General features: G+C 60.7%; 21 protein-coding genes. 17 read left to right on the forward strand and 4 right to left on the reverse strand.

Features of this window, described 5'->3' with window-relative positions; all coding sequences use genetic code 11:
• Positions 1–21 precede the first annotated feature (21 nt).
• From ICA15_RS17880 to ureC, 16 genes are all read left to right on the forward strand, one after another.
• Positions 22–420 carry a DUF2946 domain-containing protein gene (locus ICA15_RS17880; RefSeq protein WP_210554221.1) on the forward strand — a complete coding sequence of 133 codons (399 nt, stop codon included), beginning with the start codon at positions 22–24 and terminating at the stop codon, positions 418–420.
• A 48-nt stretch (positions 421–468) separates the two neighbouring features.
• Positions 469–948 (forward strand): copper chaperone PCu(A)C, encoded by a 480-nt coding sequence (locus tag ICA15_RS17885; protein WP_210554222.1) that lies wholly within the window; start codon positions 469–471, stop codon positions 946–948.
• 21 nt (positions 949–969) lie between these two features.
• Positions 970–1,401, forward strand: coding sequence for a DUF2946 domain-containing protein (locus ICA15_RS17890; RefSeq protein ID WP_210554223.1), 432 nt, complete (start codon positions 970–972; stop codon positions 1,399–1,401).
• 84 nt (positions 1,402–1,485) lie between these two features.
• The gene (locus ICA15_RS17895; RefSeq protein WP_210554224.1) at positions 1,486–3,606 is read left to right on the forward strand and encodes a TonB-dependent copper receptor; all 2,121 of its coding nucleotides are present in this window, start codon (positions 1,486–1,488) and stop codon (positions 3,604–3,606) included.
• Positions 3,607–3,729: 123 nt separating this feature from the next.
• A complete protein-coding gene (locus ICA15_RS17900) occupies positions 3,730–5,109 on the forward strand; it encodes a PepSY-associated TM helix domain-containing protein (protein ID WP_210554225.1) in 1,380 nt (459 codons plus the stop codon).
• Between the two features lie 298 nt (positions 5,110–5,407).
• Positions 5,408–6,673 carry an urea ABC transporter substrate-binding protein gene (urtA, locus tag ICA15_RS17905; RefSeq protein ID WP_042557449.1) on the forward strand — a complete coding sequence of 422 codons (1,266 nt, stop codon included), beginning with the start codon at positions 5,408–5,410 and terminating at the stop codon, positions 6,671–6,673.
• 233 nt (positions 6,674–6,906) lie between these two features.
• Positions 6,907–8,409 carry an urea ABC transporter permease subunit UrtB gene (gene urtB, locus ICA15_RS17910; RefSeq protein WP_210554226.1) on the forward strand — a complete coding sequence of 501 codons (1,503 nt, stop codon included), beginning with the start codon at positions 6,907–6,909 and terminating at the stop codon, positions 8,407–8,409.
• Positions 8,409–9,488 carry an urea ABC transporter permease subunit UrtC gene (gene urtC, locus ICA15_RS17915; RefSeq protein WP_210554227.1) on the forward strand — a complete coding sequence of 360 codons (1,080 nt, stop codon included), beginning with the start codon at positions 8,409–8,411 and terminating at the stop codon, positions 9,486–9,488. Before urtB ends, urtC begins: the two co-directional genes overlap by 1 nt.
• On the forward strand, positions 9,485–10,354 hold the full coding sequence (gene urtD / locus ICA15_RS17920; protein ID WP_210554228.1) for an urea ABC transporter ATP-binding protein UrtD: 870 nt from the start codon (positions 9,485–9,487) through the stop codon (positions 10,352–10,354). The genes urtC and urtD overlap by 4 nt, the downstream gene beginning before the upstream one ends.
• Before the next feature lie 115 nt (positions 10,355–10,469).
• Entirely contained in the window at positions 10,470–11,168 is a 699-nt protein-coding gene (urtE, locus tag ICA15_RS17925; RefSeq protein WP_047299522.1) for an urea ABC transporter ATP-binding subunit UrtE, read from the forward strand.
• Between the two features lie 43 nt (positions 11,169–11,211).
• A complete protein-coding gene (locus ICA15_RS17930) occupies positions 11,212–12,051 on the forward strand; it encodes an urease accessory protein UreD (RefSeq protein WP_150617972.1) in 840 nt (279 codons plus the stop codon).
• A gap of 173 nt (positions 12,052–12,224) precedes the next feature.
• Entirely contained in the window at positions 12,225–12,527 is a 303-nt protein-coding gene (gene ureA, locus ICA15_RS17935; RefSeq protein WP_042557443.1) for an urease subunit gamma, read from the forward strand.
• A gap of 9 nt (positions 12,528–12,536) precedes the next feature.
• A complete protein-coding gene (locus ICA15_RS17940) occupies positions 12,537–13,070 on the forward strand; it encodes a GNAT family N-acetyltransferase (protein WP_210554229.1) in 534 nt (177 codons plus the stop codon).
• A 5-nt stretch (positions 13,071–13,075) separates the two neighbouring features.
• Positions 13,076–13,609: a GNAT family N-acetyltransferase gene (locus ICA15_RS17945; protein ID WP_210554230.1), complete on the forward strand. Its 534-nt coding sequence runs from the start codon at positions 13,076–13,078 to the stop codon at positions 13,607–13,609.
• Positions 13,609–13,914, forward strand: a complete 306-nt coding sequence (locus tag ICA15_RS17950) for an urease subunit beta (protein ID WP_210554231.1) — start codon at positions 13,609–13,611, stop codon at positions 13,912–13,914. The genes ICA15_RS17945 and ICA15_RS17950 overlap by 1 nt, the downstream gene beginning before the upstream one ends.
• Before the next feature lie 139 nt (positions 13,915–14,053).
• Entirely contained in the window at positions 14,054–15,754 is a 1,701-nt protein-coding gene (gene ureC / locus ICA15_RS17955; RefSeq protein ID WP_150602592.1) for an urease subunit alpha, read from the forward strand.
• 202 nt (positions 15,755–15,956) lie between these two features.
• Here the strand turns inward: ureC and ICA15_RS17960 are convergent, their stop codons facing one another.
• Positions 15,957–16,262: a chaperone modulator CbpM gene (locus ICA15_RS17960; RefSeq protein ID WP_150602593.1), complete on the reverse strand. Its 306-nt coding sequence runs from the start codon at positions 16,260–16,262 to the stop codon at positions 15,957–15,959.
• 23 nt (positions 16,263–16,285) lie between these two features.
• Complete coding sequence (locus ICA15_RS17965; protein WP_042557436.1) at positions 16,286–17,236, reverse strand: DnaJ C-terminal domain-containing protein; 951 nt, start codon at positions 17,234–17,236, stop codon at positions 16,286–16,288.
• A gap of 292 nt (positions 17,237–17,528) precedes the next feature.
• Between ICA15_RS17965 and ICA15_RS17970 the strand changes: the two genes are divergently transcribed.
• Entirely contained in the window at positions 17,529–18,797 is a 1,269-nt protein-coding gene (locus tag ICA15_RS17970; protein WP_042557435.1) for an Hsp70 family protein, read from the forward strand.
• Positions 18,798–18,899: 102 nt separating this feature from the next.
• Here ICA15_RS17970 and ICA15_RS17975 read toward each other — a convergent pair whose 3' ends face one another.
• Positions 18,900–19,913 carry an AI-2E family transporter gene (locus ICA15_RS17975; RefSeq protein WP_150602595.1) on the reverse strand — a complete coding sequence of 338 codons (1,014 nt, stop codon included), beginning with the start codon at positions 19,911–19,913 and terminating at the stop codon, positions 18,900–18,902.
• A gap of 249 nt (positions 19,914–20,162) precedes the next feature.
• A complete protein-coding gene (locus ICA15_RS17980) occupies positions 20,163–20,468 on the reverse strand; it encodes a PsiF family protein (protein ID WP_042557433.1) in 306 nt (101 codons plus the stop codon).
• Positions 20,469–20,502 lie beyond the last annotated feature (34 nt).

Below are 20,502 nucleotides of genomic sequence, written 5' to 3' on the forward strand. Positions count from 1 at the left end.
CCCACCCTATGGACCTGTCCCATGAACCGACAACGGCTCGCGCTTGCCTGGATTGCCTGCTTTGCAGTGCTGTTCAACATGCTCGCCATGCCGATGACGGGAGCGATGGCACAGGCGGCCAATTCTCCGACCGAGCAATTGTTGTGGAGCAGTTTCTGCACTGGCAGCGGGACGAAAATGGTGGCGATCAACATCGGCACCACGGATGAAAAAGCCCCGCCCACCGACAACCATTCCAACATGCAGCATTGCTGGTGTTGCTCGGGCTCAGCGTCGCTGGTGGCGCTGCCGGGACATCCACCGCAGCTGTATTTTGCGCGTTTCGAAAGCAATCGCAGTGTGGCGCCCGCCTCATTGCAAGCCCCTACGCCGCGCCAGCAATGGCCGAGTCTGAACCCCCGCGCCTCCCCTCTGGTTTGATTTGTTCGCGCAATTAATCTGCGTTTCAAATCGTTCTGGAGAACTGCCATGTTGAACAAATTCATCGTCATCGCTGCGCTCTTGCTGCCTGCGTGCTTCGCCCATGCCCACGAATACAAGGCTGGCGAGCTTGAAATTGCCCACCCGTGGTCGCAGGAACTACCGCCCAATGCCCCCACGGTTGCCGCGTATTTCGTGATTCACAACACCGGCAAGACCGCCGACCGCTTGCTCAGTGTCGACTCGCCCATCGCCCCCGAAGCACAATTGCATGAGCATGTGATGCAGGGCGACCTGATGAAGATGCAGCAGGTGCCGAGCGTGGATATTCCTGCGGGCGGCAACGTGACCTTCGCGCCGATGGCCTATCACGTGATGCTGCTCAACCCGACTGACCGCAGCCTGCTCAGCGACGGCAAACGCTTCCCGCTGACGATGCATTTCGAGAAGGCCGGGGACGTCACCGTCGAAGTCGCCGTGCAGAAGAAACCGCCGGAAAATAGCAAGGCCCACGCGCACGCTCAGTAATCAGCCCGGCTGATCGCACCCATGCGCCCGCCTCGCGCCAGGTCCATCGACAACCGCCGTCAGCAAGGCAGTTGGATCGCCCTGTTCGCCATGTTGATGATCTTCATCGGCCCACTGATTTCTCAGTCGATGCCGATGAATCAACACGCCTCGACATCCGCGCCAATGAGCATGGACATGTCGATGGACATGCCCGGCATGGATCACTCCGGGCATGGCGCAAAACCCGCAGCCGAACATTGCCCGCCACAATCCTCGCAGCATGTGCTGTGGGAAAAATGCGGCTATTGCAGCCTGCTGTTCAATTGCCCGGCACTGACGGGCGGCGGCGATTTCGTTGCCTTCAATATCCTGCCGCTGAACACCTTCACTTCACCCTCGCCACGCCTGGGTCATGCCGGGCAAACCTTCTTCCCCGGCGCCCGCCCCCGCGCCCCGCCCGTCACAGCGTAAACACGCACCTTTGATTGCACACGGTTGAGAAGACAGCCTCAGGCTGCCGGCCGTGTCGTTTACGACTGCTTGATGGAAATTGTCATGTCCAGGTTTTCTGCTGTTCCCCGCTCGGGCTCTGCCCAGGCGTCCTTCGCTTTGAACGAATCACGCATTCGTTTCAGGCACGCTATCGCCGTCCTTTGCGGCATCCTGCTGTCCCCGCTGGTGCTGGCCGATGATCACGCCGATCACCGCGAAGAACTGAGCCCGACGGTGATTACCGCCATCGCCCCGAGCTCGCCACTGACCATCGTCACCAACCCCAAAGACCCGCGCCAGCCAGTGCCGGCCAGCGATGGTGGCGACTACCTGAAGACCATTCCGGGCTTTGCGCTGGTGCGCAACGGCGGCACCAACGGCGATCCGGTACTGCGTGGCATGTTCGGTTCGCGCCTGAATATTCTTACCAACGGCAGCATGATGCTCGGCGCCTGCCCAGGCCGGATGGACGCGCCAACCTCGTACATCTCGCCGGAAACCTACGACAAACTCACCGTAATCAAAGGCCCGCAAACCGTGCTCTATGGCCCGGGTGCCTCGGCCGGCACCGTGCTGTTCGACCGTGAACCGGAGAGCTTCGGCGAACTCGGCACGAGGGTGAACGCCAGCATTCTGGCCGGCTCCCACGGGCGCTTCGACAAAGTCGTCGACGCCGCTGCCGGCGGTCCGTTGGGCTACGTGCGGGTGATCGGCAACACCGCGCACTCCGACGACTACCGCGACGGCAACAACGACATCGTCGCCTCGCGCTACGACAAGTGGAACGGCGATGTCGCCGTGGGCTGGACGCCGGACGCCGACACCCTGATCGAGCTCACCGCCGGCAAGGGTGATGGTGAAGCCCGCTACGCCGGACGCGGCATGGACGGTTCGCAGTTCCTGCGTGAAAGCCTCGGCCTGCGCGTCGAAAGATCCAACATCAGCGACGTGCTGGAGAAGCTGGAAGCACAGGTCTATTACAACTACGCCGACCACGTGATGGACAACTACACCCTGCGTACCCCGTCCGGCACCGGCATGATGGCGGGGCCAATGGCATCCAACGTCGACCGCCGCACCCTTGGCGCACGGATCAAAGCGACGTGGCGCTGGGCTGACATTCAGCTGATCACCGGCCTTGACGCGCAGACCAACGAACACCGCCAGCGCAGCGGCATGGGCATCGATACCTACAAGGATCAGCCCTACAACAAGGACGCCGATTTCCATAACTACGGCCTGTTCAGCGAAATGACCTGGTACGCCGCCGACCGTGATCGCCTGATCACCGGCGCCCGCGTTGACCGCGCCTCGGCCAAGGATTACCGGCAGACCAGCGGTTCGGGAATGATGACCCGGCCCAATCCAACCGCCGATGACACCCGCGCCGACACCTTGCCGAGCGGCTTCGTGCGCTACGAGCACGATCTGGCCGACAGCCCGACCACGCTCTACGCCGGTATTGGCCACGCACAGCGCTTCCCGGATTACTGGGAGCTGTTTTCGCCGAAGTCGGGACCTGCGGGCTCGGTCAATGCGTTCGACTCGATCAAACCGGAAAAGACCACCCAGCTGGATTTCGGCGTGAACTACAAGAGTGCCGATCTTGAGGCATGGGCCTCCGGGTACATCGGCGTGGTGCGCGATTACATCCTCTTCGACTACACCCCGGGAATGATGGGCATGAGCACTTCGCGCGCCGAGAACATCGACGCGCGGATCATGGGCGGTGAACTCGGCGCTGCGTACAAACTCACCGACAACTGGAAAGCCGATGCGACCCTGGCCTACGCCTGGGGCAAGAACAGCAGCGACGGTTCGGCCCTGCCCCAAATGCCGCCGCTGGACGCACGTATGGGCCTGACCTATACCGAAAACAACTGGAGCGCCGGCGCACTGTGGAGGGTGGTTGCCGCGCAAAACCGTATCGACCAGAACAAGGGCAACGTGGTCGGCAAGGATTACGACAAGAGTTCGGGCTTCGGCGTGTTCTCGCTCAACGGTGCCTACCGGATCAACAAAAACTGGAAGGTCAGCAGCGGCGTCGACAACCTGTTCGGCAAGGCTTACGCCGAACACCTGAACCTGGCGGGCAACGCCGGTTTCGGCTACCCGGCCAACGACCCGCAAGCCATCAATGAACCGGGGCGCACGCTCTGGACCAAGGTGGACATGAGTTTCTGACAAAAAAAGTCAAAAGATCGCAGGCTGCGCCAGCTCCTACATGGGGTATGCGTGCAACCTGTAGGAGCTGCCGAAGGCTGCGATCTTTTGATCTAAAAAAATTCGCCAAGCGGAGCAAACGTGATGCAAAAGCCCAAACCGAATTTCTACAACCTGGCCTGGCGTTGGCATTTTTATGCCGGACTGTTCGTCGCGCCGTTCATGGTGATGCTGGCCCTGACCGGCATCATTTACCTGTTCAAACCCCAGCTCGATTCGCTGATGTACAGCAGCCTGCTCAACGTCCCGGCCGGTCATCACACCGTGCCCGCCGACGACCTGCTGCAACGGGTCAAAAGTGCTTATCCCCAGGGTCAGATCACCCAGTACCTGCCACCGGTAAACGCCGAGCGCAGTGCGCAATTTGTCGTGACCAATGCCGGGCAGGAGCTGAATGTATTCGTCGATCCGTACCACGGCGATATCCTCGGCGAACAGGATGCCAAGCAGAATCTGCAAGCCATCGCCCGCGCCCTCCACGGCGAATTGATGATCGGCACTGTCGGCGACCGGCTGATCGAAATGGCCGCCGGTTGGGGCGTGGTGCTGGTGGTGTCGGGAGTTTTCCTGTGGTGGCCGCGCGGTCAGGCGGCAGGAATTTTGTGGCCGCGCCTGAACAGTCGCGGCCGCGTGTTGTGGCGTGATCTGCACGCGGTCACCGGGTTCTGGGGCGCGACATTGCTGTTGGTAATGCTGCTCAGCGGCATGACCTGGACCGGTTTCTGGGGCAAGCAATACGCGCAGGTGTGGAACGTGTTCCCGGCGGCGATGTGGGAAAACGTGCCGACCTCCGACGTCGAGGCCCGCAGCCTCAACAGCGCCACCCGCCAGACCGTGCCATGGGCGATGGAAAACACGCCGATGCCAATGTCCGGCGACCACGCCGAACACATGGCCCACGGCGCCGCCCCGGCCGGCCCGGCCGCACCGAGCATCAGCCTGCAAGATGTGCAGAACATTGCCACTGAACGCAAAGTCGAACCGGGTTACAGCATCACCCTGCCCACCACCGCGACCGGTGTGTTCACCATCGCAGTGTTTGCCGACGACCCACGCAATGACGCCACGCTGCATGTCGACCAGTACACCGGCAAGGTTCTCGCCGACGTGCGTTTCGAGCAATACGGTACGGTGGCACGGGCCACGGAAATCGGCGTGATGCTGCACGAAGGCAAGATGTTCGGCACCTTCAACCAGATCGTCGTGCTGCTGATCTGCCTGATGATTCTGCTCAGCGCCGTCAGTGGCGTGGTGATCTGGTGGAAGCGCCGCCCACAGGGCAAGTTCGGCGTGCCACCGCTGCGTCATGACCTGCCGAAATGGAAAACCGGCGTGGTGATCATGCTCGCACTGGCGGTGATTTTTCCGCTGGTGGGGGCTTCGCTGGTGGTGGTGTGGTTGCTGGATCGACTGCTGCTGTCGCGCCTGAGCAGGCAAACCGAGTCCGCCTCGACTTCATCCTGATCCACCCCATGTAGGAGCTGCCGCAGGCTGCGATCTTTTGATCTTGATCTTGAAAAACAACATCAAAAGATCGCAGCCTGCGGCAGCTCCTACACGGATTGTTCGCGCCCCATTCTGGCGCGACCGCCTGCACCAACGCCTCATGTGCGTCCCTTCATGGTGCAGAGCTCAGCAGCGCAAGCGCTCTAACACGACATTTTCCTGCCCAAACCCGACCGGGCACAGCCCTTGCAAAACACCCTTCAGTCGTCCGCATCTGCCAACCATAAAAAACTTTAACGTTCATGGAGATCGCACAATGAAGCGTCGCAGTTTGATCAAGGCTTTCACACTCACGGCATCCATTGCCGCGATGGGCATGACCTGGACTGTCCAGGCAGCCGAGACCATCAAGGTCGGGATTCTGCATTCGTTGTCCGGGACCATGGCGATCTCCGAAACGTCGCTCAAAGACATGGCGCTGATGACCATCGACGAGATCAACGCCAAGGGCGGCGTGAACGGCAAAATGCTTGAGCCGGTGGTAGTCGATCCGGCCTCGAACTGGCCGCTGTTCGCCGAGAAAGGCCGGCAGTTGCTGACCCAGGACAAGGTTGCCGTGGTGTTCGGTTGCTGGACGTCGGTGTCGCGTAAATCGGTGTTGCCGGTGTTCGAAGAGCTCAACGGTCTGCTGTTCTACCCGGTGCAGTACGAAGGTGAAGAGATGTCGCCGAACGTCTTCTACACCGGCGCCGCGCCGAACCAGCAAGCGATCCCGGCCGTTGAATATCTGATGAGCGAAGAAGGTGGCAGCGCCAAGCGCTACTTCCTGCTCGGCACCGACTACGTCTACCCGCGCACCACCAACAAAATCCTGCGCTCGTTCCTGCACTCCAAAGGCGTGGCCGACAAGGACATCGAAGAGGTCTACACCCCGTTCGGTCACAGCGACTATCAAACCATCGTCGCCAACATCAAGAAGTTCTCGGCTGGCGGCAAGACTGCGGTGATCTCGACCGTCAACGGCGACTCGAACGTGCCCTTCTATAAAGAACTGGCCAATCAGGGTTTGAAAGCCACCGACGTTCCGGTGGTGGCGTTCTCGGTGGGTGAAGAAGAATTACGTGGCATCGACACCAAACCGTTGGTGGGCAACCTCGCGGCGTGGAACTACTTCGAGTCGGTGGAGAACCCGGCGAACAAGAAATTCGTCGCCGACTGGAAAGCCTACGCGAAGAAACACAACCTGCCGGGCGCTGACAAAGCGGTGACCAACGACCCGATGGAAGCCACTTATGTCGGCATCCACATGTGGGCGCAGGCCGCAGAGAAAGCCAAATCCACCGACGTCGACAAAGTCCGCGAAGCCCTCGCCGGCCAGACCTTTGCCGCGCCGTCCGGCTACACCCTGACCATGGACAAGACCAATCACCACCTGCACAAACCGGTGATGATCGGCGAGATTCAGGCCGACGGTCAGTTCAACGTGGTGTGGCAGACCGAGGGGCCGATTCGGGCGCAGCCGTGGAGTCCGTTTATCGATGGCAACGACAAGAAGCCGGATTATGCGGTGAAGAGCAACTGAGCCATTGGGTGTCGGGCCTGACTTTTTGGCCCGACACATATCCCTGTGGGAGTGGGCAGTTGTGGCGAGGGGATTTATCCCCGTTCGGCTGCGAAGCAGTCGCGAAATCGGTCGACGCGATCTACCTGATACACCACGACCGCTGGATTTGGGGCCGCTTCGCGACCCAACGGGGATAAATCCCCTCGCCACAAAAGCCTGCTCCCACAATGTCTGCGTCAAGGCGACTGAATATGCCCACTGCCCTTTATCGCTTCATCCTCGCCATCGCCATCTTGCTGCCGATGACCACCCACGCCGGCGACGCCGAAGACTTCGTCGCCGCCAATCCCATGCAACAAGCCAAACTGCTGGAAACCTGGGCCGCGCAGCCCGACCCGGCCCGTATCGAACTGATCAACGCGCTGCAACAAGGCCAGTTGACCATCGACGGCCAACCGAAAACCCTGCGCCTGAACAATCGCCTGCGGGGTCTGATCGACACCGCTCTGGCCAGCCACCAATTGCTCGCCGCCGACGGCAAAATCCGTCTGAGCGCCGCGCAGCAATTGCAGAAAAGCGCCAAACCGGCGCAGCTGAAATTCCTCGACCAGCAACTGGCTGGCGAAAAAGATGAAAGTGTCCACGCGGCCCTGAGCCTGGCGCTGGCAAATCTGCAACTGGTCGACACTGACCCGGCAGTGCGACTCGCCGCAGTGCGTCTGCTCGGTGAAACCGGCGACCCGCTGGCCCGCACCCGCCTCGAAGGTTTGCTCGAACCCGGCGTCGAAACCGATGCCAGCGTGCGCACCGCCGCCGAAACCAGCCTCGCCCAGGTCAAACGCAAACTGCTGATTGGCGAAGTTCTCGGGCAGGCGTTCAGCGGCATGTCGCTGGGCTCGATTCTGCTGCTCGCGGCACTCGGTCTGGCGATCACGTTCGGCCTGCTCGGCGTGATCAATATGGCCCACGGCGAGATGCTGATGCTCGGTGCCTACTCGACGTATGTGGTGCAGTTGATGTTCCAGCGTTACGCCCCGCAGGCCATCGAGTTCTATCCGCTGATCGCACTGCCGGTGGCATTTTTCGTCACCGCCGCTATTGGCATGGCGCTGGAGCGCACGGTGATTCGTCACCTCTACGGCCGACCGCTGGAAACCCTGCTCGCCACCTGGGGCATCAGCCTGATGCTGATTCAGTTGGTGCGCTTGCTGTTCGGTGCGCAGAACGTCGAAGTGGCCAACCCCGAGTGGCTGTCCGGCGGAATTCAGGTGCTGCCCAATCTGGTGCTGCCGTACAACCGCATCGTCATCATCGCTTTCGCGTTGTTTGTGGTTGTCCTCACCTGGCTGCTGCTGAACAAGACACGCCTTGGCCTCAACGTCCGAGCCGTCACCCAGAACCGCAACATGGCGGCTTGCTGCGGCGTGCCGACCGGGCGCGTCGACATGCTCGCCTTCGGTCTCGGTTCCGGCATCGCCGGACTCGGCGGTGTAGCGCTGAGCCAGATCGGCAACGTCGGCCCGGATCTGGGCCAGAGCTACATCATCGATTCGTTTTTGGTCGTGGTGCTCGGTGGTGTTGGCCAACTGGCCGGCAGCGTACTCGCGGCATTCGGCCTGGGCATCGCCAACAAGATTCTTGAACCGCAGATCGGTGCGGTGCTCGGCAAGATCCTGATCCTCGCGCTGATCATTCTGTTTATCCAGAAACGTCCGCAAGGCCTCTTCGCATTGAAAGGACGGGTGATCGACTGATGAACCAGCCCCTGCTCGTTACGGCCACGCAAAAGGCCGGCCCGAAAATCACGATGGCGGTTGGCGTCGTCATCCTCGCGTTGCTGATCGCATTACCGTTGCTGTCGCTGTTGTCACCGGACAGCGCGCTGCACGTCTCCGCTTACACCCTGACTTTGGTCGGCAAAATCCTCTGCTACGCCATCGTCGCACTCGCGCTGGATCTGGTCTGGGGTTACGCCGGTTTGCTGTCGCTGGGCCACGGTCTGTTCTTCGCCCTCGGCGGTTATGCGATGGGCATGTACCTGATGCGTCAGGCTGCCGGCGATGGCCTGCCGGCGTTCATGACGTTTCTGTCGTGGACCGAGTTGCCGTGGTACTGGACCGGCACCAGCAGCTTCCTCTGGGCCATGTGTCTGGTGGTGCTGGCGCCAGGATTGCTGGCGCTGGTGTTCGGCTTTTTCGCCTTCCGCTCGCGGATCAAAGGCGTGTACTTCTCGATCATGACCCAGGCCCTGACCTTCGCCGGCATGCTCCTGTTTTTCCGCAACGAGACCGGGTTCGGCGGCAACAACGGCTTTACCAATTTCCGCACGATTCTGGGTTTCGGCATCACTGAACCCGGCACTCGCGCGGTGCTGTTTCTGGCGACGGTTTTGTTGCTGGTGGCGAGTCTGTTTATCGGCTGGCGTCTGGCGCAGAGCAAGTTCGGTCGGGTGCTGACCGCGCTGCGCGATGCGGAAAACCGTCTGATGTTCTGCGGCTACGATCCGCGCGGTTTCAAGCTGTTTGTCTGGGTGTTGAGCGCGGTGTTGTGTGGCTTGGCCGGTGCGTTGTACGTGCCGCAAGTCGGGATCATCAACCCGAGCGAAATGTCGCCGACCAACTCGATTGAAGCGGCAGTGTGGGTCGCTCTCGGCGGACGCGGCACCTTGATCGGCCCATTGCTGGGCGCTGGCGTGGTCAATGGCATGAAGAGCTGGTTCACCGTGGCGTTCCCTGAATACTGGCTGTTCTTCCTCGGTGCGCTGTTCATCATCGTGACCCTGTACTTGCCCAAAGGCGTGATCGGTCTGCTGAAAAAACGAGGTGAATCATGAGAGTCACGGCCAGCGCAGAATTCATGCTTGAACCCGCCTTCTTTCCTGTCGAGCCGAACAAGGACGCCGGCACCAGCCGCGATTCCATCGGCCTCGGCCAACGCGTCGGCCCGGGCCTCGATACCCGTCATGGCACGATCCTGACCCTGGAAGACATCAGCGTCAGCTTCGATGGCTTCCGCGCGCTGAACAATCTCAACCTGTACATCGGCGTCGGCGAATTGCGCTGCATCATCGGCCCCAACGGCGCGGGCAAAACCACGCTGATGGACGTGATCACCGGCAAGACCCGCCCCAGCCACGGCAAGGCCTGGTTCGGTGAAACGCTGGATTTGACGCAGATGAGCGAAGTGCAGATCGCCCAGGCCGGCATCGGTCGCAAGTTTCAGAAACCCACGGTGTTCGAAGCGCTGAGCGTGTTTGAAAATCTTGAGCTGGCGCAGAAAACCGACAAATCGGTGTGGGCCAGTTTGCGTGCGCGCTTGAGCGGCGAGCAGCGCGATCGCATCAGCGAAGTGCTGGACACCATTCGCCTGACCACCTCGGTCAATCGCCCGGCGGGGCTGCTGTCCCACGGCCAAAAACAATTTCTGGAAATCGGCATGTTGCTCATGCAAGACCCGCAATTGCTGCTGCTCGACGAACCGGTGGCGGGCATGACCGATGCCGAAACCGAGTTCACGGCAGAACTGTTCAAGAGCCTGGCCGGCAAGCATTCGCTGATGGTGGTGGAGCACGACATGGGGTTTGTCGGCTCGATTGCCGACCACGTGACGGTGTTGCATCAGGGCAGCGTGCTGGCGGAAGGGTCGCTTGAGCAGGTGCAGGAAAACGAGCGGGTGATCGAAGTGTATTTAGGCCGCTAAGGTCACCCTGTAGGAGCTGCCGCAGGCTGCGATCTTTTGACTTTGCTCTTCAAAAACAAGATCAAAAGATCGCAGCCTGCGGCAGTTCCTACAGGGATTTAGGGAGATTTTGGACATGCTGCAAGTCGAAAAGCTGCACCAGTACTACGGCGGTAGTCACATCCTGCGGGGCTTGAGCTTTGACGTGAAGGTTGGCGAAGTCACCTGCCTGCTCGGGCGCAACGGCGTCGGCAAGACCACGCTGCTCAAGTGCCTGATGGGCCTGCTGCCGGCGAAAGAAGGCGCGGTGAATTGGGAAGGCAAACCGATCACCACGTTCAAACCGCACCAACGGGTCCACGCCGGAATTGCCTATGTGCCGCAGGGCCGGGAAATCTTCGGGCGGCTGACCGTGGAAGAAAATCTGCTGATGGGTCTGTCGCGGTTTCCCGGCAGCGAAGCGAAGGAAGTCCCTGCGTTCATCTACGAATTGTTCCCGGTGCTGCTGCAAATGAAACAGCGTCGCGGTGGTGATCTGTCCGGTGGTCAGCAACAGCAGCTCGCCATCGGCAGAGCACTGGCCAGCCGTCCGCGCCTGCTGATCCTCGACGAGCCCACCGAAGGCATTCAGCCGTCGGTGATCAAAGAGATTGGTGCGGTGATCAAGAAGCTGGCGGCCCGTGGCGACATGGCGATTTTGCTGGTGGAGCAGTTCTACGATTTCGCCGCGGAGTTGGCCGATCAGTACCTGGTGATGTCCCGAGGCGAGATCGTGCAACAGGGTCGCGGCGAAAATATGGAGGCCGAGGGTGTGCGCGGGCTAGTCACGATTTAACGATACGATCTAACCTGTAGCTTCCTAACGATAATTACAAACCATGAATTTACCCATTTCCACTGCCCTGTTTACCCCGAGCTGGCACGCTGAGCTGGAGCTGGCCTACGCGCGCTTCGGCGATTGCACGCGGCCGGTCATGCGCCGTCACCTTGGCCCGCTGCGGGTGCAAAAGCATCTGTACGCCGAAGGTCCTGAAGTGTGCCAACACATCATCGTCCACCCGCCTGGCGGGATTGCCGGCGGTGATCGGCTGGATATCAGCGCCCGCGTCGAGGCGCACGCCTGGGCGCAGATCACCAGCCCCGGCGCGGCCAAGTGGTACCGCGCGGCAGGCCCTGCGTATCAGCAGCTGGACTTGAAAGTAGCTGCCGGGGCGACGCTGGAATGGTTGCCGCAAGAGACCATCGTCTACAGCGCCGCGCAGGCAGAACTGACGACCTCGATCGATCTTGAAGGCGATGCGCGGTTGTTCTACTGGGACGTGGTCGCGCTGGGTCGTCCGGCCAGTGGCGAGCGCTTTGATCTGGGCCATTTTCAGAGTCATCTGGATATTCGTCGCGATGGTCGATTGCTCTGGCATGAGCGACAGCGCATTGTCGGCGGGGACGGTTTGCTTGATTCGCCCATAGGTCTGGACGGGCAACCGGTGTTTGCGACGTTGCTGGTGACCGGGGAAATTGATGCTGAATTGCTTGAGCGTTGCCGCTCGTTGGGCCACGAAGTACGTGGGGATCTGACGCAGTTGCCGGGGCTATTGGTCGCTCGGTGTCTGGCCAGTGAAGCATTGCTCGCCCGGGCCTGGCTCATCGATTTATGGCGTTTGCTCAGACCCGCCCTGCTGGGTCGCGACGCCCAGCCCCCACGAATCTGGAACACCTGAAATGCATTGCGCATTTGAACCCTGAAATGCAATCCCCCTGTAGGAGCTGTCGAGTGAAACGAGGCTGCGATCCTTTGATCTTGCACTTAAAAACAAAGTCAAAAGATCGCAGCCTTCGGCAGCTCCTACAGTGCGCACGACTTAATATCTTTAACTGCCGAGATTGATTCCAAATGGACCTGACCCCACGCGAAAAAGACAAGCTGCTGATCTTCACCGCCGGCCTCGTCGCCGAGCGGCGTTTGGCTCGCGGTGTGAAGCTCAACTACCCGGAAGCCATGGCCTACATCTCCGCAGCCCTGCTCGAAGGCGCCCGTGACGGCCGCACCGTCGCCGAGCTGATGCACTTCGGCACCACCCTGCTCAGCCGCGACCAGGTGATGGAAGGCATCCCGGAAATGATCCCGGAGATTCAGGTTGAGGCAACGTTCCCCGACGGCACCAAACTGGTCACCGTCCACCAACCGATTGTCTGAGGCCGCGCCATGACCTACGCCATTCGCGATGCCCTCCACGCCGACCTGCCGGCGATCCGCGATATCTACAACGACGCCGTGCTCAACACCACGGCGATCTGGAACGAATCGGCCGTCGACCTCGGCAACCGGCAAGCGTGGTTCGCCGCACGCCAGGCGCAGGCGTACCCGATTCTGGTGATCGTCGACAGCGACAACACGGTGCTCGGCTACGCTTCGTTCGGTGACTGGCGGCCCTTCGACGGCTTCCGCCACACCGTCGAGCATTCGGTTTACGTACGCAACGACCAACGCGGCAACGGCCTCGGTCCGCAACTGATGACTGCACTGATCGAGCGCGCAAAAACCTGCGGCAAACACGTCATGGTCGCCGCCATCGAAAGCGGCAACGCCGCCTCGATTCGCCTGCACGAGCGCGCCGGTTTCCTCATCACCGGGCAGATGCCGCAAGTCGGTACCAAGTTCGGCCGCTGGCTGGACCTGACCTTCATGCAACTGACCCTCAACCCTGGCGCGGAGCCGCCCGACACCGACAAGGAGTGACACCGATGAACGCCGCCCAACTGCGCCGCGTCAACGCTGAAAGTTTTGCGCATTATCGTCAGGGCCTGATCGATCTGCTGCTTGATGCCGTGGGGTATGGCGCCAGTGTCGGCTTCATGGCCGACCTCGATGCCGCGCAGGCCCGCGCCTATTTCGATGAGGTGCAAGACAACGTCAACAAGGGCAGCGTGTTGCTTTGGGTGGTGGTCAACGACGAGCAAGTGCTGGCCAGTGTGCAGTTGGGCCTGTGCCAAAAGGCCAACGGTCTGAATCGCGCCGAAGTGCAAAAACTGCTGGTACGCGAGCAAGCGCGTCGTCGTGGTCTCGGCCAGCAACTGATGACAGCGCTGGAGCTCGAAGCGCCCAAGCACAAGCGCGGCATGCTCTACCTCGACACCGAGGCAGGCTCGCCTGCTGAAGACTTCTACAAGGCCTTGGGTTACATCCGCGCCGGGGCCATCCCCGACTACGCCTGCGATCCCCACGGCACGTATCGACCGACTGCCCTCTACTACAAAATTCTGCAAGGAGCCCAGTGATGATTCCTGGCGAATACCAGATCCAGCCCGGCGAGATTGAACTCAACGTCGGCCGCCGCACCGTCAGCCTGAAAGTCGCCAACAGCGGCGATCGGCCGATCCAGGTCGGCTCGCACTATCACTTTTTCGAAACCAACGACGCCCTGACGTTTGATCGCGCGGCCAGCCGTGGCATGCGCCTGAACATCGCGGCCGGCACAGCGGTGCGCTTCGAGCCGGGGCAGAGCCGGGAAGTCGAGTTGGTGGATTACGCCGGGCATCGGCGGGTGTTCGGTTTTGCCGGGCGGGTCATGGGTGATCTCTAAGTCATCAGGTGACTGCAAGAAAGCCATCGCGAGCAGGCTCACTCCTACATGAGACCGCTATCAAATGTAGGAGCGAGCCTGCTCGCGAAAGCGAGTAATGCGAGCGATTTCAAAACCAATTGAATCCCAAGGCGAGCACATGAAGATTTCTAAACAGGCCTACGCCGACATGTTCGGCCCCACCGTCGGCGACAAGGTGCGCCTGGCCGACACCGAACTGTGGATCGAAGTCGAACAGGACTTCACCACCTACGGTGAGGAAGTGAAATTCGGTGGCGGCAAAGTCATCCGCGACGGTCAGGGCCAAAGCCAACTGCTGGCTGCCGAAGTCGTCGACACGCTGATCACCAACGCGCTGATCATCGACCACTGGGGCATCGTCAAGGCTGACGTCGGCCTCAAGGATGGGCGCATCGCCGCAATCGGCAAGGCCGGCAACCCGGACGTGCAGCCCAACGTGACCATCGCCATCGGCGCCAGCACCGAAGTCATTGCCGGCGAAGGCATGATCCTCACCGCGGGCGGCATCGACACGCATATCCACTTCATCTGCCCGCAGCAGATCGAAGAAGCGCTGATGAGTGGTGTCACCACCATGATCGGCGGCGGCACTGGCCCGGCCACCGGCACCAACGCCACGACCTGCACCTCAGGGCCGTGGCACCTGGCGCGCATGCTTCAGGCCGCCGACGCGTTCCCGATGAACATCGGCCTCACCGGCAAGGGCAACGCCAGCCTGCCGGAGCCGTTGATCGAGCAGGTCAAGGCCGGCGCCATCGGTCTCAAGCTGCACGAAGACTGGGGCACCACCCCGGCGAGCATCGATAACTGCCTGAACGTCGCTGACCAATACGACGTGCAGGTGGCGATCCACACCGACACGCTCAACGAATCCGGTTTCGTCGAAACCACCCTCGGCGCGTTCAAGGGCCGCACCATCCACACCTATCACACCGAAGGTGCCGGTGGCGGACATGCGCCGGACATCATCAAGGCCTGCGGTTTCGCCAACGTGCTGCCGAGCTCGACCAACCCTACCCGGCCGTTCACCCGCAATACCATCGACGAACACCTCGACATGCTGATGGTCTGCCACCACCTCGACCCGAGCATTGCCGAAGACGTGGCGTTCGCCGAGAGCCGCATTCGCCGCGAGACGATTGCCGCCGAAGACATCCTCCACGACCTCGGCGCATTCTCGATGATCAGCTCCGACAGCCAGGCCATGGGCCGCGTCGGCGAAGTCATCACGCGCACCTGGCAGACTGCCGACAAGATGAAAAAGCAGCGCGGCCCGCTACCACAGGACGGCGCAGGCAACGACAACTTTCGCGCCAAACGCTACATCGCCAAATACACGATCAACCCGGCGATCACTCACGGCATCAGCCATGAAGTCGGCTCGATCGAAGTGGGCAAATGGGCGGATCTGGTGCTCTGGCGTCCGGCGTTTTTCGGCGTGAAACCGACGTTGATTCTCAAGGGCGGCGCCATTGCGGCGAGCCTGATGGGCGACGCCAACGCCTCGATTCCTACGCCGCAACCGGTGCACTACCGGCCGATGTTCGCCAGCTATGGCGGTTCACTGCATGCCACCAGCCTGACGTTTATCAGTCAGGCGGCGCAGGCAGCCGGGTTGCCGGAAGCCTTGGGTCTGAAAAAGAAAATCGCGGTGGTCAAAGGGTGTCGCGAGGTGCAGAAAACCGACTTGATCCACAACGATTACCTGCCAAACATCGACGTTGATCCGCAGACGTATCAGGTCAAGGCTGACGGTGTGTTGCTCTGGTGTGAGCCTGCGGAAACGCTGCCGATGGCGCAGCGCTATTTCCTGTTCTGACAAAAAAGGCCCATCCGGGCCTTTTTCATTCTGTCTGTCGTACCGCGTAATCGTTCATCGCGAGCAGGCTCACTCCTACAAGGGCCTGCGTACACCAATCCCTGTAGGAGCTGTCGAAGACTGCGATCTTTTGATCCTGCTTTTAAAAAACAAGGTCAAAAGATCGCAGCCTTCGGCAGTTCCTACAGGGACCGCGATTCGGTTATTCGACCACCAAGCGTCCCAACCGCTGGCGCAACATACTGTTCTCGGCGCGCAGTTCGCGAACCTCTTCAAGCAGGTCCAGCGCCAGTGCGACGCCTTCCCATTCCAGATCGAGATCGCGCCGCAGCTTCGCGGCGCGCTTGGCCAGGGCCAGTTCGTAATCGGTGAAGCGCCATTCCCGGGGCTGCGCGCCCTGAGGTTCGAGGATGCCGTGTTCGACGATTTCGATCACGTAGACGTCCGACAAATCGGCCGCCTCGCAGAATTCTGCCATGTCCAGTTGAACGATCAGGGGGCTGCTCATGATGGGCTACTCCGTCGCTGGGTTCAGAAGTTCTCTCGCGGATTGAAAGCGGCTTTCTTCGCCAGTTCCTGCCACAGCGCCTTGACCTCGTCGTCGGCGGTCTTTGGCATGACGGCTTTGAGCTGCACGAACAGATAACCACGCTCACCGGCCTTGTTTTTCAGACCATGGCCCTTGGCGCGCATGCGCTGGCCGTTCTGGCTGCCGGCCGGCACCTTGAGGTTGATCTTGCCGGTCAGGGTCGGCACGGCCACTTCGGCACCCAGCGCCAACTCCCACGGTGCCAAAGGCAGCGTGATGATCAGGTTCTCGCCTTCGACATCAAATTTTGGGTGCGGCGCCAGACGGATGGTCAGGTACAGATCGCCACTCGCGCCACCACCCACACCCGGTGCACCCTGGCCCTTGAGGCGGATGCGCTCGCCGTCGGTCACACCCGCAGGGATCTTCACGTTCAGGCTTTTGCTGGTGTTGCTGACGTGCTGGCCCGCCGCGTTGTATTGCGGCACCTGGAAGGTGACCTTTTTCGATTCGTTCGAAAGGGTTTCTTCGAGGAAGATCGGCAGTTCCATTTCCACGTCTTGCCCTCGGCGCCCTGCACTGCGTTGTTGCCGACCGTCACCACCACCGAAACCGGGGCCGCGATTGCCGAAGATCGAACTGAAAAAGTCCGAGAAGTCGCCGGTGTCCTGACCGCCGCCACCAAAACCGCCACGGCTCTGCCAGCCCGGCGGTCCCTGGAACGGCTGACCGTGCTGGCCGTAGCGGCGCAGCTCGTCGTATTCGGCGCGTTTGTCGGCGCTTTTCAGCGCTTCATAGGCTTCCGACGCGTCCTTGAATTTGGACTCGGCGTCTTTTTCCTTGCTGACATCGGGGTGGTACTTGCGCGCCAGCTTGCGATAGGCAGCCTTGATGGCCTTGTCGTCTGCTGTCGGCTCCACGCCGAGTATCTTGTAATAGTCTTTGAAGTCCATTGAAGGAATCACCATCCGTTATCGATTTCGCGCCCATGCCAGCATGCGCCGATTCGCGCGTGCCGGGTTGACCGATCTCAAGTTTGTGACCGGGTGGCGCTGCAGAAGTTTATCGGCAGTGGACGGCGGTTCTTGCGACCGCCGGTGTATCTGCCGGCCCATGCCAGCAAGTTTGGGGCAAAGCGGCGAGTTTCAAGCGAGATTAGTCATCAAATAGCAGATGACCGGCCTACGAATCTGCCGCGCACTGACATACACTGCGCGGCCGTTTTTTTGACCGGAACCGAAAGACATGAAAGACGCCTCTCCAGCCCGTGCCTGCGGCATCGACTTCGGCACGTCCAACTCCACCGTCGGCTGGCTGCGCCCCGGCATGGAAACGATGATCGCGCTGGAAGACGACAAGATCACCCTGCCGTCGGTGGTCTTCTTCAACTTCGAGGAGCGCCGCCCGGTGTACGGTCGCCTGGCGCTGCACGAGTACCTGGAAGGCTACGAAGGCCGCCTGATGCGCTCGCTGAAAAGCCTGCTCGGCTCCAAGCTGATCAAGCACGACACCAGCGTCCTTGGCACGGCGATGCCGTTCAAGGACCTGCTCGGCCTGTTCATCGGCCAACTGAAGAGCCGCGCCGAAACCGCCGCCGGTCGGGAGTTCGAGCAAGTGGTGCTCGGCCGCCCGGTGTTTTTCGTCGATGACGATCCGCTGGCCGACCAGGAAGCCGAAGACACGTTGGTCGACGTGGCGAAAAAGATCGGTTTCAAAGACGTGTCGTTTCAGTACGAACCGATCGCTGCGGCCTTCGACTACGAGTCGACCATCGAAAAGGAAGAGCTGGTCCTGATCGTCGACATCGGCGGTGGTACATCCGACTTCTCGCTGGTCCGCCTGTCGCCCGAGCGTCGCGGTGTGGATAACCGCCACGACGACATTCTCGCCACCGGCGGCGTGCACATCGGCGGGACCGACTTCGACAAACAGCTGAGCCTGCAAGGCCTGATGCCGCTGTTCGGCTACGGCAGCCGCATGAAGAGCGGCGCCTACATGCCGACCAGCCATCATATGAACCTGGCAACCTGGCACACGATCAACTCGGTGTACTCGCAAAAATCGAGTCTGGCGCTGGGCAGCATGCGCTACGACATCGAAGACACGGGCGGCATTGATCGCCTGTTCAAGTTGATCGAACAACGCGCCGGGCACTGGCTGGCGATGGAAGTCGAGGAAACCAAGATCGAGCTGACCCACGCCGACAGCCGCCACGTGCCGCTGGACCGCATCGAAGCCGGGCTGAGCGTGGAACTGACGCGGGCGTTGTTTGAATCAGCGATCGATGCCCTGCTGGAGCGGGTGCGCGGCAGCGTCACGAATTTGCTGAACGACGCCAATGTGCGCGTGGATCAAGTGGATACGGTGTTCTTCACCGGTGGTTCCAGCGGCATCCCGGCGCTGCGCAACAGCGTTTCGGCGATGTTGCCGAATGCGCGGCACGTCGAGGGGAATATCTTCGGCAGCATTGGCAGCGGTTTGGCGATTGAGGCCCGTAAACGTTACGGCGTTTAACGCCAGCTGCAAGTTGCGAGCTTCAAGCTGCAAGCAGGATCAAAAGCGCATCTGCTTTTGCCCTTACTTGCAGCTTGCAGCTGAAAACTCGAAGCTGCTGTTTTAAACCATCCCGCCCAGCTTCAACTCACTCTTCAGATACGCATAATAAATCGGCCCCGCCACTACGCCCGGCAGGCCGAATGCGGCCTCGAACACCAGCATCGCCAGCAGCAATTCCCACGACTTGGCACTGATCTGCCCGCCGACAATGCGCGCGTTGAGGAAGTATTCGAGCTTGTGGATGAAAATCAGATAACCCAGTGCGGCCATCGCCACCCAGATCGACAGCGACAGACCGACGATGGTGATCAGCGTGTTCGATATCAGGTTGCCGATCACCGGCAACAGGCCGAGCAGGAAGGTCAGGACGATCAGCGTCTTGGTCAACGGCAGATGGACGCCGAACATCGGCAGGATCACCGCGAGGAATATCCCGGTGAAGAAGGTGTTCAGCAGGGAGATCTTGATCTGCGCGAAAACAATGTTGCGAAAGGCCTGAACCAGCAGGTGCAGACGGTCGAACAGCGCGGCCGCCAGCGGTTTGCGTTTGGTCACGTCCGGTATGCGCTGCAAGGCGATGATCGCGCCGAGCACCATGCCGATCAGCAACGTCACGAACATGTGCGCCGCGTCTTTGCCCACCAGTTGCAGATCGGACAGGTGTTTGCTCATCCATTCGCCGATGGCCACACGAAATTCAGCGGCGCTGGCCGGCAAATAGGCATCGATGAACGGCGGCAACTGACCGCGCGCCCGATCGACCACGCCCATGAATTTGTCCAGAGAGGCGCCGGGATTTTCCGCTTCGTGCAGGAGGAAACTGATAGCCCCGGCGAAGAGCAACGCCAGCACACTGACCACCAGCGTACCGAGCAGTGCCACCGCCAGCCAACGAGCGCGGCGACCTTCGATCAGCCGTTGCAGTTGTGGGGTGAGCATGTTGACCAGCTCGAACACCAGCAACCCGGCCAGCAGGCTGGGCAACAACCGCAGCGGCAGGACGAGCAGCAACCCGCCGAAAATGATGATGCAACTGACCCAGAACACAACATGACGCTCAGAAAACGTTGGCATACAGCCTCAAAACGAACGGCGTAAAAGGATTGGCAGTCTGCCAGCGTTCCGGGGGGAGCACTAGGGATATGCTGGGGCAAGCCTGATCGGGGCCATGAGTCAAAAGCTCAGGGGGCTATCTGGCCTCATCGCTGGCAAGCCAGCTCCCACAGTGATTGCGTCGTACACAAATTATCTGAGCCGACCAAAACCCTGTGGGAGCGGGCTTGCCCGCGATGAGGCCGGCACGCTCACCACAAGGTCAGAGGATCACTTTTTCTTCAGGCACTCACTCATGAACGCCTTGCGCGCATCGCCGCTCAGGGCTTTGGTTTTCGCATCGGCGTTGCAGGTGGTCATCTTCTGCTGTTGCGGGGTCAGGGCCTTGGCGTCATTGGCCGCCGGCGCTGCCTTCAGGCAAGTGCTCATGAAGGTTTTGCGCTCATCGCCTTTCAGACTCTTGGCGGTCGCATCGGCATTGCAGGTGGTCATTTTGTTCTGTTGCGCCGTGGCGGCGAAACCCTGGGAACACAGGAGCAAACCAATCATCAACAACGGGACACGCAACATCTTCATGGAGTTTTCTCCTTGTCGCCGCTTCGATGGAGGC

Source organism: Pseudomonas sp. P116, from assembly GCF_020149425.1.
Taxonomy (GTDB): domain Bacteria; phylum Pseudomonadota; class Gammaproteobacteria; order Pseudomonadales; family Pseudomonadaceae; genus Aquipseudomonas; species Aquipseudomonas anatoliensis.

Coding starts and splice junctions, on each gene's coding strand:
- ICA15_RS17940 (WP_210554229.1), top strand. CDS start 12,537: ATGACCTACGCCATTCGCGATGCCCTCCACGCCGACCTGCCGGCGATC.
- urtA (WP_042557449.1), top strand. CDS start 5,408: ATGAAGCGTCGCAGTTTGATCAAGGCTTTCACACTCACGGCATCCATT.
- urtD (WP_210554228.1), top strand. CDS start 9,485: ATGAGAGTCACGGCCAGCGCAGAATTCATGCTTGAACCCGCCTTCTTT.
- ureC (WP_150602592.1), top strand. CDS start 14,054: ATGAAGATTTCTAAACAGGCCTACGCCGACATGTTCGGCCCCACCGTC.
- ICA15_RS17930 (WP_150617972.1), top strand. CDS start 11,212: ATGAATTTACCCATTTCCACTGCCCTGTTTACCCCGAGCTGGCACGCT.
- ICA15_RS17890 (WP_210554223.1), top strand. CDS start 970: ATGCGCCCGCCTCGCGCCAGGTCCATCGACAACCGCCGTCAGCAAGGC.
- ICA15_RS17900 (WP_210554225.1), top strand. CDS start 3,730: ATGCAAAAGCCCAAACCGAATTTCTACAACCTGGCCTGGCGTTGGCAT.
- ICA15_RS17980 (WP_042557433.1), bottom strand. CDS start 20,468: ATGAAGATGTTGCGTGTCCCGTTGTTGATGATTGGTTTGCTCCTGTGT.
- ICA15_RS17895 (WP_210554224.1), top strand. CDS start 1,486: ATGTCCAGGTTTTCTGCTGTTCCCCGCTCGGGCTCTGCCCAGGCGTCC.
- ICA15_RS17960 (WP_150602593.1), bottom strand. CDS start 16,262: ATGAGCAGCCCCCTGATCGTTCAACTGGACATGGCAGAATTCTGCGAG.
- urtC (WP_210554227.1), top strand. CDS start 8,409: ATGAACCAGCCCCTGCTCGTTACGGCCACGCAAAAGGCCGGCCCGAAA.
- urtB (WP_210554226.1), top strand. CDS start 6,907: ATGCCCACTGCCCTTTATCGCTTCATCCTCGCCATCGCCATCTTGCTG.
- urtE (WP_047299522.1), top strand. CDS start 10,470: ATGCTGCAAGTCGAAAAGCTGCACCAGTACTACGGCGGTAGTCACATC.
- ICA15_RS17950 (WP_210554231.1), top strand. CDS start 13,609: ATGATTCCTGGCGAATACCAGATCCAGCCCGGCGAGATTGAACTCAAC.
- ureA (WP_042557443.1), top strand. CDS start 12,225: ATGGACCTGACCCCACGCGAAAAAGACAAGCTGCTGATCTTCACCGCC.
- ICA15_RS17885 (WP_210554222.1), top strand. CDS start 469: ATGTTGAACAAATTCATCGTCATCGCTGCGCTCTTGCTGCCTGCGTGC.
- ICA15_RS17975 (WP_150602595.1), bottom strand. CDS start 19,913: ATGCCAACGTTTTCTGAGCGTCATGTTGTGTTCTGGGTCAGTTGCATC.
- ICA15_RS17970 (WP_042557435.1), top strand. CDS start 17,529: ATGAAAGACGCCTCTCCAGCCCGTGCCTGCGGCATCGACTTCGGCACG.
- ICA15_RS17945 (WP_210554230.1), top strand. CDS start 13,076: ATGAACGCCGCCCAACTGCGCCGCGTCAACGCTGAAAGTTTTGCGCAT.
- ICA15_RS17880 (WP_210554221.1), top strand. CDS start 22: ATGAACCGACAACGGCTCGCGCTTGCCTGGATTGCCTGCTTTGCAGTG.
- ICA15_RS17965 (WP_042557436.1), bottom strand. CDS start 17,236: ATGGACTTCAAAGACTATTACAAGATACTCGGCGTGGAGCCGACAGCA.